Consider the following 12,387-nt stretch of genomic DNA (forward strand, 5'->3'; position numbering starts at 1 on the left):
GGTTTACCCCTTCAGCAGCTCTCGCGCAATGATCAGCTTCTGTACTTCCGTTGCGCCTTCGTAAATACGCAGCGCGCGGATATCGCGGTACAGGCGCTCGATAGGCGTGTTGGTCACGACGCCCTGGCCGCCGAACATCTGCAGCACGCGGTCGATCACCCATTGCGCGGACTCGGTCGAGATCATCTTGGCCATGGCGGTTTCGGATGTCGAAGAGCGGCCGGCGACATCGCGCACCCAGGCCGCCCGGTAAGTGAGCAGTGCGCTCTGGTCGATCTCGGCGGCGATATCGCCGAAGGCCGCCTGCGTAAGCTGGAAGTCCGCCAGCGTCTGCCCGAACATCTTGCGCCGGCGCGCGTGCCCCAGCCCTTCGTCCAGCGCGCGGCGCGCAAAACCCAGGGCCGCCGCAGCGACCGAGCACCGGAACACATCAAGCGTCCTCATGGCCAGCTTGAACCCCTGGTTCAGTTCGCCCAGCATGTTCGACGCCGGCACGCGGCACTGGTCAAAGCGCAGCAGCGCCAAGGGATGGGGGGACATCACGTCGATCTTTTCTTGGATTTCAAGCCCCGGGGTGTCGGCATCCACCACGAACGCGCTGATGCCGCGCGACCCGGCATCGGCGTCGGTTCGCACAAACACGCAGTAGAAATCGGCCAGGCCGCCGTTGGATATCCATGTCTTATGGCCATTCAGCACATAATCCCCGCCTTCTTCCCGCGCGGCGCAACTGAGCGCGGCAACATCCGAACCCGCTTCGGGCTCGGACAGTGCAAATGCCGCAATACGCTTTCCTGCGGCAACCGAGGGCAAATAGCGCTTTTTCAGCGCATCGCTGCCGCCCAGGGAAATCGCCCCCGAACCCAGGCCCTGCATGGCGAAGGCAAAATCGGCCAGCGCATGATAGCGGCCCAGCGTTTCGCGGATCAGGCACAGGGAACGGGAGTCCAGCTGAGGATGCCGCCCCCCCAGCTCGCCCCCATCGCCTGAAGGAACGCAATAGCGCAGCCACCCATCCTGGCCCATGCGCCGCACTAGGTCGCGGCACGCCGCATACACATCGGCATCGTCCAGCGCCGACAGATTCTGGTCCTGGCACCATTGGTCCAGCGTGCGTGCCAGGTCGCGATGGGCATCATCAAAGAAGGGCCACTCCAGGTGGTTGAACTCACGAGTCATGATTTATTCCAAAGGCGTGCAGGCTTTTGCGGGTGTATCCAGGCCACATATTACTTGCTGTCCAGGTTCTTGATGACGGGCGCCCATTTATCGATGGTCTGCTGGATGTACTGGGTGAAGGCGGCGGCATCCTTGTAGTCGGTCTTCAGGCCGAACTGGTCCGTGCATTGGCGAAACTGGTCCGTGTCAATGGCCGCCTTGAAGGCGGTATCGATCTTGGCGACCACAGCCGGATCCATTCCCTTGGGCCCGACCAGCCCCAGGATGCTGGGCGCCACCAGATCATAGCCCTCTTCCACCAGGGTGGGTGCGTCGGCAAAGCCTTCCATGCGCGCATCCGTGAACACATTCAACAGGCGCAAGCGCCCGTCGCGCACGAAAGGCACCCATTCGGCCGTTTGCGCCATGACGTCGACATCGCCCCGTACCAGGGCGGTGGAGGCTTCGATACCGCTTTTATAAGGCACGTGCGTCCACTCCACGCCTACCTCTTCACCCAGCTTTTCCATGGTCAGGTGCTGCGGCGTACCCACCCCCGCCGTACTGAAGGCGACGGCATTGGGCTTTTCCTTCGCGGCCTTGATGATGTCGTCGAGCGTTTTCAATGGCGAGTCGGCGCGCACCAGCAAGCCGACCTGGTACTGGGCCACCATGGCGATGGGCGTCAGATCCTTCATGACGTCATAGTCGATGCTGGGCACCAGGAATTGATTGAGCACCGCACCGGTAGACAAGGCCGCAATGTTGTAGCCATCGGGCTTCTGGCGCGAAATGTAGCCAATGGACAGCGAGGACCCCGCGCCGGGTTTGTTTTCGATGACGATCGATTGCCCAAGCTCCTTGCTGGCGGTCAGCGCCAAGGCGCGGAAGCACATATCGGTGCCGCCGCCGGCGCCGTAGCCGACAACCAGTTGAATGGGCTGGGCGGGGAAATTTTGCGCATGCGCCTGAACCGGCGCCAGCGCCAAGCAGGCACTGGCGGCGCCCAGCATCCATCCGCCGACAACACTGAATTTTGCACATTTCATTTTTTGTCTCCTCATTAAGTGAAAATGCAGTCTATAATAACCTAAAGTCTAGCTTTATAGACTAATGGCTTTGGAAATTCAAAATCCAGGCCTTTCGCGGAACGCTTTCGAGGTTTGTCACGCTATGGAAAATCGCCCCAACATCCTTGTCACCGGAGCCAGCCGCGGCATTGGCCGCAGCATTTGCGAGCGCCTGATTCAAGATGGATACGCCGTGACCGGCATCGCCCGCACGCGCCCCGCGGACTGGCCGGAAGCCATGCCTTTCTACACGGTCGACCTGGCCGAGCGCAATGCAGTCAAGCAAGCCATGGCCGAAATTACCTCGCAAACCCATTATTACGGGCTGGTCAACAACGTGGGCTATGTGCCCACCGGCCGCCTTGAAGACGTGGACACAGCGCAGCTGCACCAGGCGGTGGCCCTGAATCTCGAGGTCAACATACTGTGCGCCCAGGCTCTGCTTCCCGGCATGCGCGCGCTGGGTCGCGGGCGCATTGTCAATATCGGTTCACGCGCCGCGCTGGGCAAGCCCGCGCGTACGCTCTACAGCACCACCAAGGCGGGCATTATCGGCATGACCCGCACCTGGGCGCTTGAGCTGGCCGCCGACCACATTACAGTCAACGCCATTGCGCCGGGGCCGATCGCCACCGAGTTTTTTCAAGGGGCCAACGACGATCAAAACGAAGCCACGCAGAAACTTCTGGCCAGCATCCCGGTGGGAAGAATCGGTCAGCCGGAAGACGTGGCGCACGCCGTCGCCTACTTCATGGATGAGCGCTGCGGCTTTGTCACGGGCCAAACCCATTATGTTTGCGGCGGCATCACGATCGGCGCCGCCTGAACGCAACACATCATTCATCTAACGTATAGACAATGGAGACACGCATGACACGCTGGACACAACGCCCGGAAGGGTCGAACTGGGGCGATTTCGGGCCTGACGACCAATTGGGACGCGTCAACCTGCTGGCCGAGGAACAGGTGCTCAAGGGGGTGCGCGAGGTACGCGCAGGCAAGGTATTCTGCCTGTCCCTTCCCCTGGACCTGCCGGGCGGCATGGTATTGAACCCCCGCCGCAAACCGCCGCGCCTGGCCGCAACCGAGCGCGACGGCGTCCCCTACATGAACTTCCCCATGGAAAACCTGGACGCCACGTCCATCGACGTACTCAGCGATGATCAGGTCACCTTGTCCTTGCAATACTCGACGCAATGGGACGCCCTGGCCCACGTGGGCGCGCAGTTCGACGTGGACGGCAATGGACAGCCACGCAAGGTTTACTACAACGGCTACCAGGCAGGCGCCGACATCCCCGATGCGCCCGCCCATGCGGAAGGAGCCCATTGCTGCGATCATGGCACGAGCTTCGGCGCCAAGAAGCTCGGCATTGAAAACTTTGCCGTCAAAGGCATGCAAGGCCGGGGCGTCATGGTGGATTTCGTACGCCATTTCGGTCATGGCCGCACGCTCATCGGTTACCAGGAACTTGCCGCCATCCTCAAGTCGGACAACATTCAGGTAGAAGCCGGCGACATGCTGGTGCTGCGCACCGGTTTTGCAGAGACCGTCCTGGAAATGGGCGGCAATCCGGATGGCGACAAGCTGCACAACTCGGGCGCGGTGCTCGATGGCGCGGACACTCAGCTGCTGAACTGGATCACCGAAAGCGGCATCGCCGCCATTTGCGCGGACAACTACGCCGTCGAGGCCTATCCGGCCCGCAGCGAGGGCAAGAAGAAGTCTTTACTGCCCCTGCACCACCATTGTCTGTTCAAGCTGGGCTTGCCTTTGGCCGAGCTCTGGTATCTGCGCGACCTGGCTGAATGGTTAAGCGCCAATCAACGCAATCGCTTTTTGCTGACCGCCCCGCCCCTGCGCTTGCCCGGCGCCGTCGGGTCTCCCGTCACGCCGATCGCCACCGTATAAATCTTTGACGCTGAATAACGCTACGCCATGAATTTTGAGACACTGCTTGAACAACACGCCGCGCAACGCCCCGATGCCATTGCCTTCTACGATGTCGACCAGCCCGTTCGCTACAGCGAACTGCTGGCCGAGTCGAATCGTGTTGCCGGCCTGCTGTACACCCAAGGCGCGCGCGCAGGCGATCGGCTGGCCTTATGGCTGCCCAACTGCACCGCCTGGCTGGCGACATTCATGGCGTGCGCGCGGCTGGGCATAACGGTCGTATCCATGAATACGCGCTTTCGCAGCCGGGAAGTGGGCGACCTGCTTGCCCGGGGCAAGTGCCAATGGCTGGTCATGTGGCCGACCTTCAAGGGCTTGCCCTTCCAGCAGATTCTGGACGATGTCGAGCCGGAGCAGCTCAAGGGCTTGAAGGCCGTCATGGTCGTAGGCGAATCGGCCGGCCTGGAACAGGTGCGTGGCGCGGCGTCTTTCAGCTATGCGCTGCCCGCCCCCGCGGATGCCCTGAAAGATGCGCCCCAGGCACCGGGCGACGCCTATGCCTTGGTCTATACGACCTCGGGGACGACGTCGCAGTCCAAGCTCGTCGTCCACGACCAGCAGACCCTGATCAGCCATGGGCAGAATGTTGCGCGTTACTTCGGCATCGGGCCGGACGACGCCGTACTGCTGGGGGCGCCCCTGTGCGGCGCGTTCGGCTTCTCGACCGCGCTGGGCGGGCTGGCCGCCGGGGCGCCATTGGTTTCGTCACCCGTTTTGAGCCCAGCCGAATGCGCGCGGCAGATTCAACAGTTCCACGTGACGCATACCTATGCCAACAACGAATTGCTCGACCGGATTCTTGATGCCGCCGGAAACCAGGACAACCCATTCCCATCCCTTCGGGTGGCGGGCTTCGCCAGCTTCGCACCGTCGCTGGACGACTTGCCGGAACGCGCCGAACAAGCCGGCATCAAGCTGGTGGGCCTGTATGGCTCCAGCGAGCTGCAGGCGCTGACCGCGGGCCAGGCGCTGGACGCCCCCCTGGCGGAACGCCAACAGGCGGGCGGCCGCCTGGTCTGGCCTGAAGCACGTGTCCGCGCACGCGACATCGAGACCGGCGAAATATTGCCCCATGGCACAGTGGGCGAAATCGAGATCAGCACGCCCAGCCTGATGAAAGGCTACCTCGACAACGAGGAAGCCACGGCGAAGGCCATCGACGCACAGGGCTATTTCCGGACGGGCGACCTGGGGCACACGACCGACGACCGCAGCTTTGTTTTCCATGCCCGGCGGGGCGATTTCCTTCGCCTGAGCGGCTTTCTGGTCAACCCGCTGGAGATCGAGAACTTCATAGAGAACCTGGATGGCGTCGCCAACTGCCAGGTGGTGGGCGTGGCGCACGAAGGCAAGACCGTGCCTGTTGCCTTCGTCATTGCGGAACCCGGCCACCGTCTGCAGGAACAGGCCATCATCGCGCGCTGCAAAGCGCAACTGGCTGGATTCAAGGTGCCCCTGCGGGTTGGCATCGTGGATGCCTTCCCCGTCGTGGAAAGCGCCAATTCGAATAAAATCCAGCGTGGAAAACTACAAGAGCAGGCTCTAGAGATGTTGAGATGTTGAATGCACACTGACACCGTCAAGGCCAGCCAGGCAGCCATGGGCCGCAGCCGGCAGCCGCTTTACCTGCAGCTGGCCGCCGAGTTCCGGCGCCACCTGGACGCGGGCGTATGGCCTGTCGGCCACCAGGTCCCGCCGCTCGAGGAACTCATGCGCACCTATCAGGTGTCGCGCATGACACTGCGGAACGCGCTGGGCGTACTGGAAGCGGATGGCCTGATATCCAGAGGCCGGGGCAAGGGGACGTTTGTAGAAAAGCGCAGCAGCGCCGCCTACTCGCTGGATATTCCCACGAACTGGCAGGAAGCCGTCGCGCTCAGCGACGTGCTTGGCACGCACCGTATCGTGGAGTCCGAGCACGCCGTCAAGCGGCTGCCCGCATTCAACATGGCATGCCAAGGCGCCCCCGCGCCTGCCTACCAGTATCTTTGCCGCCTGCACAGCAGCGATGGCGTGCCCTATTGCTACAGCGAAGTCTATATTGACGATGCGCTGTTCCAGAAGCACAAGCAGGCCTTTCTGGCGCAGGCGGCAGCCTCGGTCATTGCGCGCATCCCCGGGCTGACCGTATCGGAATCGCGCCAACGGCTGACCATCATCGGCGCGGGCTTCCAGTCAGCCAATGTCCTGCTCATTCAACCGGGCGAAAGCGTGGCCGAAGTGACCCGCTTTGCCTGCGCCGATGGCATCATCATTTACTATGCCCGCCTGGAGTTCCCGACCAAGTTTGTTCAGCTGGAGCTGGATTTGCTCGCGCGCTGACTGGCGTCGTGGTCGGCGTCAACGCCAAACTGGCGGACGGCATGGCGCGCCGCCGAGGTGAGCACTCGGCCCACCGAGGGATCGCACCCGCTACGGTGCCAAAGCAACATATTGCCATCGTGTCGTGCGATATTGGCCAGCACAGCGGAAGTGACGTCGACCCGCTGATTAATCTGGCCCCTGCTTTTGCCCATGGTAAACACGTCGGTCAGCAGCTCTTCCATGAGCCGGTAATAGTTCCGGATGGCTTCGCGCACGGGTGTATCGGCATCGTGAAACTCCAAGCTCGTGAGCACCAGAATCACAAGATCGTCCGGATACGTGGCTGCCCACTGGGCCTGTAGTTGAACAAATGCCTCCAGCTTCTGAACCGCGTCATCCGGCATATCATGCACACGCTGGGCAGTCGCCTGGATAGAGCGCTCCTGGATGCGGGCAAGCAGATGCAGGAGCAGGGTTTCCTTGGTCTTGAAGTAATAGTAGACAGCGCCCTTGGTAAACCCCGCCATATCGGCGACCTGCTCAAGGCTGGTGTTCGAGTAGCCCTTCTTCGCAAAAAGTTGCAAGGCGGCGCGTTCAATCTTTTCTATGCTTTCTTCACTATCGCGTCTCTTTTTTGCCATGAGGATGCCATTTCCTTTTTATTGCTATGTTGTTCTTAGCTTATCAGGTCCCGCAATACCACTTCGGCCCGCTTTCTATCCCAGACATCGGATTCGGAAATCATGCCATTCAGCATGGCGCGCTGCAGCTTGCCGGTGACTGTCCGGGGAAGCGAGGCAACCTGGCGCAAGTACCGCGGCACCATGAAATGAGGCAACTCACCAGCCAGGAACCGCAGAAATGCAACGTGATCCAACTGAGCCTGCGGCTTCATGACCACACAGAGCATGATGTCATCGTCGCCTTCGAATCCCGATGGCACGCCCAGCGCAGCCGCCTCCGAGACCAGTGGGTGTGCCAGCGCCGCGGCTTCGACATCCCCCGCCGAAATATTCTCGGCCCTGCGCCGAATCCGATCCTTGGCGCGATCAATGAAGTAGGCATAGCCCTCGGCGTCGATATAGCCGCAATCACCCGTGTGGAACCAGAAATTTCTCCAGGCGTTCAGGGTTTCCTCAGGCATGCCCAGATAGCCCTGCATCATCGTCCAAGGCATTTTGGGCCGCAGCACAAACTCGCCGACCTCCCCGGGAGGAAGCTTCATGTCGGTGACGGGATCCACCACCATGAATTCGTACCAGTTTGCATCCGCGCGGCCGCAACAGCCGACGCGCAAGGCCTCGTGGGGATCGACCCAGCACACGACGCCGACCTCGGTCATTCCCCATACTTCCATACCTCTGACACCGAAGCGCTCTTCGAATGCCGCAGCGATCCGCTTGGGGAAGGGGGCCGTTCGAATCAGCCGCAGGCGATGGTTCTTGTCAGACGCAGAGGCCGGCTGAGCGTAAACCATCTCGAGCATAGGACCATGCGCAGCGGTCACCGTCGCGCCGTAGTCGCGGATCCTCTTCAACCACTCGCCCGGCGTGAAGCCGATGTCCAGCACGACCTTGCCGCCCACTGACAGCGTGGCCAACACCGACATGAACTTGCCCGCCATGTGGTACATGGGATAGAAAGAAAAGAAAACATCATCGTCCTGCAGGCCGGTCTTGGTGGCGGACAACCTGGCCAACAGAGAAATCTGGCCATGGGGCAGCATCACACCCTTGGCGGGTCCGCTGGTACCGGACGTATAGATGACGGACCCGATATCCCACGGCATGGCCACATGGGCGGACACACATTCCGGCGCAGCGGCAGAAAGCTCGCCAAAGCGCAGGATATCCAACCGTGTATCGTCGGGCCACACCGTATCCAACGCATCGTCCATCAGAATCACAGTACGCAGACAGGTCAACCGGGGCGCCGAGCGCAGGATGACAGGCAGGTGGTCGGACGTGGTCAACAAGACTTCAGCTGCGCTCAGATTGGCTGCGTGCTCTAGGCTTTGCCCCTTGTACCCTGTATTGATGCTTACATCGACGGCGTTAAGCAGGTTCACCGCAAGCCACCCATGCACGGCCAGATGGGTATTGGCCAGCATGAGCAACACGCGTCCGTGCTGGCGTACCCCCTGTGCGGATAGGCACCTGGCTAAATACGAAACGCTTTCCCATGTTTGCTCATAGGTCTCGGACACCCCGCCCACCACCTCGAGAAAAGGCCGCGGCCCATATTTCTGCACGGAGTCCCGGAGCATGCCCGGCACTGTCCAGCTTGAATCCATGGTGTCAGGCACCGCCAAGGACGCCCCGACGACTGTCGAGCTGTCCTGTTCTATCGTCACATCCATGTCCTTGCGCACCTTGGAAAACCGTATTAACCGTTAAATATACTATCTGTCGAGCACCTCGTGCCGGTGGGCGTCCAGTGCAGGCGGACCGCGCCGGACAGTGGCTGGAGTCCGTGAAAGCTTCAATGGATTAGCCACCAGTTGCATGTCTGCCTGCCCCTCGACGGGCACCGCGGTTATTAGACCATTTTCGCGCGTCTGTGCGTGCGCCAACGCCTCCTCGAACCTGAGAATCGGCGCAGCAAGCACACCCGCATCCTGAAGCTTATTGACCGCCTCTTCTACCGTGAGCCGCGTAAACTCCGGCCTGAGCAAAGCGGCAATCTCTTCCTTATGACGCGCTTGCGCGTGCTTGTCGCACCATTCGGGCTTCGCGGACAGATCTGGAATATCCAGGGCGCGGCAAATCAGCTGCAATGGGTTGTCGCGAAAGAAGCCGATCACGCTGAGCCAGCCGTCGCTTGCGGCCGCTGTGAAGTTCAACGCCCGCTCGTACCACCGCGTTTCGTACCCGTAGTTCAGATGCGTCGATGCCTCAAGACTCTGCATAGCGATCAGCGCGTTGAACAAGGAGACATTCACTTGCTGGCCGCGTCCGGAACGGGTGCGTTCCAATAGCGCCAGAAGTATGCCCTGTGCCAGCAGCACACCCGAGGTGTAGTCGGCAATCGGCACATTGATGAAGGTAGGCGAATTTTCTCCGGCCGTCGTCTTCCATCCCAGCCCGCTGATCGACTGGATGAGAAAATCCTGCCCAGCCATGCCGCTCAGCGGACCCGTCTCGCCAAATCCGCTCGCGGCGGCATAGATCAGACGCGGGTTCAGTCTTTCAAGCTCTGCATAACCGAACCCAAGCTTTTCCAGTACACCAGGCCGGTAGTTGTGCATGAGCACGTCGGCCTCGCTGACCAGATCGAGGAATGCGGCGCGATCGCCATCCTCCTTCAGATTCAAGCAGATGGAGCGCTTATTGCGGTTCACTGCGGCAAAGTACCCGCCCATTTTCCCCTGGGCGGTGGCGACCGTATCACTATGCCGCAGGGAATCCCCCCTGCCCGGCTTCTCGATCTTGACTACATCGGCGCCAAAGTCGCCCAATATTTGCCCCGCCAGAGGCCCTTGGAATACTTCGCACAGCTCCAATACCTTGGTTCCATCCAACACTGCTGACATAAAGCGCTCCACTTAACCTGCGTAAACTTCCTTGGCGATCATCAGACGCTGGATCTGATTCGTCCCTTCCCATATCTGGGTAATCTTGGCATCGCGCAGCATGCGCTCCACCGGATAGTCCTTGAGATAGCCATAGCCGCCGTGCAGTTGGACGGCATCTGTCGCCACCGACATGGCCGCATCGGTGCACGTGACCTTTGCCATCGACGCGTACTTCTTGGCGCCTGGCTCCTGATTCAGGACCAATGTTGCGGCGTGCATCAGCAGTGCGCGCCCGGCCTCCACCTTCATGGCCATGTCGGCCACCATGCCCTTTATCATCTGGAAGTCGGAAACGGGGCGGCCAAATTGCTCCCTGCCCTGGGTATAGGCCACGGCTTCGTCGAGCGCGCCTTGCGCAATGCCTAATCCGTGGGCAGCATACTTCAGCCTGGAGGCCAGAAGCCCGGCCCTGATGTATTCCCCGCCCTTTGCCGGGTCCCCCACGACGCGATCCAAGGGGATCAGGCAGTCTTCAAGAATGACATCGCAAGTGGGGCTGCCACGCAAACCCATCTTGCGTTCGGGCGTACCAAAGGACACACCCTGGTCCTGCTTGCTGACCAGGAAAATCCCGAATTTTTCAGGCTCGGTACGCGCAAAGATCAAGTACCAGTCTGCCCAGCCGCCATTGGTAATGAACCTTTTCGTGCCATTGAGCAACCATCCGTCCGCCGTCTTTTTGGCAGACGCGACCACCCCCATGAGATCGGAGCCTCCCTTGGGCTCGGTCAATCCCCAAGCCGAACGCTGCTGCCCCTGCACCACGGGCGGAATGAGCTTGCGCTTCTGCTCATCCGAGCCAAAGCGCTGTACCAGCATCATGATCCAGCATGTAGAGACAGTCGTTGCCGAGGATGCGCACACCCGGGCAAGCTCTTCCACGGTAATGATCTGCGAGATGACGTCCCCATCCTGTCCGCCGAACTCTTCCGAAAACGGCAGGCCAGGCAGGCCGAGCGCCAAGCTGGCTTCATAAGCCTCCAGTGGAGGGCGCTCATCCTCGTCGACGGTCGCCGCAAAGGGCGCGACCTTCTCCAGGGCAAATCGACGGATCTGGCCGCGATATGAATCGTATACTTCATCATAGTGGGTAGCTTTCACGCATATCTCCTGAATTTCCGGCAGGGGTTGTTCATTTATTTAGAAAATGTCATTTTGGGCGGCCAGGTGCGAGATGGAATCCGATTCCGCTCCGTCTCGGGGCTGGCCAGCGATATCTGCTCAGGCGTGAGGCCTGCCGCGCTCAGTATTTCGTCGGACCGATCCGTGATGTCCGTTTTGGGCGGCTGCAGGCTCATGTTTCCAAATCGGGGAATGACCGGCACGTTGGCAGGCGAGGTATTGGCATGGCGCTGCGCAATATGGGGATGCGCCCATACTTCTTCAGGCGCCAGCACAGGCATCACGCACGCATCCTTGCCTGCAAAAAGCTGAGTCCATTCGTCCCGTGATTTCTGGGCAAATGTGCGCTCGAAAGCGTTGCGGATATCGGGCCATACGCGTATGTCCATATGATCGGGCACCGCGGTGCCCATCATGGTGCTCCAAAGATTGGTAAAGAACTGCGTTTCCAGCGCACCAACGGAAATGTACTTTCCATCCGCGCACCGATAGCATCGGTAGTAGGGAGCACCGCCCGCAAGCAGGCCGTCGCCGCGATCCGGCAGGATAGGCGTTTTCCAGACCGGCCAATGCATGGCCATCAGGGAAAGGCAACCGTCAATCATGGCCGCATCGATATACTGCCCCTGCCCAGTGCGTGTGCGATCGAACAGGGCGGTCACGATTCCAAGCGCCGCGATAAAGCTGCCCGCAGCGAAATCGGCCAGCAGATTCAAGGGAGCCGAAGGAGGGCCGTCTTGCGGGCCTATGGCGCCAAGCACCCCCGTCAGGGCCAGGTAGCTCAGATCGTGGCCGGCTTCCTGCGCCAGTTCGCCTTCCTGGCCGTAGCCGGTCAGCGAGCAGTAAATGAGGCTAGGATTGATTTCTTTCAGTGTGTCGTACCCAGCCCCCAGCCGAGCGGATACGCCCGGCCGAAAGCTCTCGACGAAGACATCCGCAGTACGGCACAAGCGCTGCAGGGCTGCGCGCCCCGCCGGGGCCTTGAGGTCCAGCTTGATAAAATGCTTGCCGCGCGAGAATGTAGATATGGGATTGCCCGCCCGCCCCCCTCCGACGACGATGACCTCTGCTCCCAGATCTGCCAGCAGCATCGTGCAGTAGGGGCCGGGCGCCAGCCGCGACATGTCGATGATGCGGATGCCTTCCAGCGGCTTGCGCGAGCCTGCGTTGCCGCCTTTCTCGTTTTCGGGCTTCTTTGCCTTCATG

11 protein-coding genes are annotated in these 12,387 nt (G+C 60.8%); 4 read left to right on the forward strand and 7 right to left on the reverse strand.

The genetic code is table 11. The features are described 5' to 3' along the window. Positions 1 to 3: 3 nt before the first annotated feature. Together RE432_RS01285 and RE432_RS01290 are read right to left on the reverse strand one after the other, a co-directional pair. Positions 4 to 1,179, reverse strand: a complete 1,176-nt coding sequence (locus RE432_RS01285; RefSeq protein WP_310931409.1) for an acyl-CoA dehydrogenase family protein — start codon at positions 1,177 to 1,179, stop codon at positions 4 to 6. 50 nt (positions 1,180 to 1,229) lie between these two features. Beyond that, entirely contained in the window at positions 1,230 to 2,207 is a 978-nt protein-coding gene (locus RE432_RS01290) for a tripartite tricarboxylate transporter substrate binding protein (protein WP_310931410.1), read from the reverse strand. 124 nt (positions 2,208 to 2,331) lie between these two features. Between RE432_RS01290 and RE432_RS01295 the strand changes: the two genes are divergently transcribed. Genes RE432_RS01295 through RE432_RS01310 form a run of 4 tightly spaced genes read left to right on the forward strand, consistent with a single transcriptional unit; the run spans position 2,332 to position 6,503 of the window. After that, positions 2,332 to 3,054, forward strand: coding sequence for an SDR family oxidoreductase (locus tag RE432_RS01295; RefSeq protein WP_310931411.1), 723 nt, complete (start codon positions 2,332 to 2,334; stop codon positions 3,052 to 3,054). A gap of 44 nt (positions 3,055 to 3,098) precedes the next feature. Beyond that, on the forward strand, positions 3,099 to 4,139 hold the full coding sequence (locus RE432_RS01300) for a cyclase family protein (RefSeq protein ID WP_310931412.1): 1,041 nt from the start codon (positions 3,099 to 3,101) through the stop codon (positions 4,137 to 4,139). A gap of 27 nt (positions 4,140 to 4,166) precedes the next feature. Then, on the forward strand, positions 4,167 to 5,744 hold the full coding sequence (locus RE432_RS01305) for an AMP-binding protein (protein WP_310931413.1): 1,578 nt from the start codon (positions 4,167 to 4,169) through the stop codon (positions 5,742 to 5,744). Continuing rightward, positions 5,745 to 6,503, forward strand: coding sequence for a GntR family transcriptional regulator (locus RE432_RS01310; RefSeq protein ID WP_310931414.1), 759 nt, complete (start codon positions 5,745 to 5,747; stop codon positions 6,501 to 6,503). On the opposite strand, the gene RE432_RS01315 is transcribed toward RE432_RS01310, so the two are convergent. The 5 genes from RE432_RS01315 to RE432_RS01335 are packed head-to-tail and all read right to left on the reverse strand — an operon-like array spanning position 6,473 to position 12,386. After that, positions 6,473 to 7,126 carry a TetR/AcrR family transcriptional regulator gene (locus RE432_RS01315; RefSeq protein ID WP_310931415.1) on the reverse strand — a complete coding sequence of 218 codons (654 nt, stop codon included), beginning with the start codon at positions 7,124 to 7,126 and terminating at the stop codon, positions 6,473 to 6,475. The two genes, RE432_RS01310 and RE432_RS01315, sit on opposite strands and share 31 nt — an antisense overlap. A 35-nt stretch (positions 7,127 to 7,161) precedes the next feature. Continuing rightward, positions 7,162 to 8,838 carry an AMP-binding protein gene (locus RE432_RS01320; RefSeq protein WP_310931416.1) on the reverse strand — a complete coding sequence of 559 codons (1,677 nt, stop codon included), beginning with the start codon at positions 8,836 to 8,838 and terminating at the stop codon, positions 7,162 to 7,164. Between the two features lie 48 nt (positions 8,839 to 8,886). Further along, a complete protein-coding gene (locus RE432_RS01325) occupies positions 8,887 to 10,017 on the reverse strand; it encodes a CoA transferase (protein WP_310931417.1) in 1,131 nt (376 codons plus the stop codon). A gap of 12 nt (positions 10,018 to 10,029) precedes the next feature. Continuing rightward, positions 10,030 to 11,160 (reverse strand): acyl-CoA dehydrogenase family protein, encoded by a 1,131-nt coding sequence (locus RE432_RS01330; RefSeq protein ID WP_310931418.1) that lies wholly within the window; start codon positions 11,158 to 11,160, stop codon positions 10,030 to 10,032. 35 nt (positions 11,161 to 11,195) lie between these two features. After that, positions 11,196 to 12,386, reverse strand: coding sequence for a CaiB/BaiF CoA-transferase family protein (locus RE432_RS01335; RefSeq protein WP_310931419.1), 1,191 nt, complete (start codon positions 12,384 to 12,386; stop codon positions 11,196 to 11,198). Position 12,387: the final 1 nt, after the last annotated feature.

The organism is Pusillimonas sp. SM2304, from assembly GCF_031628915.1.
GTDB lineage: Bacteria > Pseudomonadota > Gammaproteobacteria > Burkholderiales > Burkholderiaceae_B > Pusillimonas_C.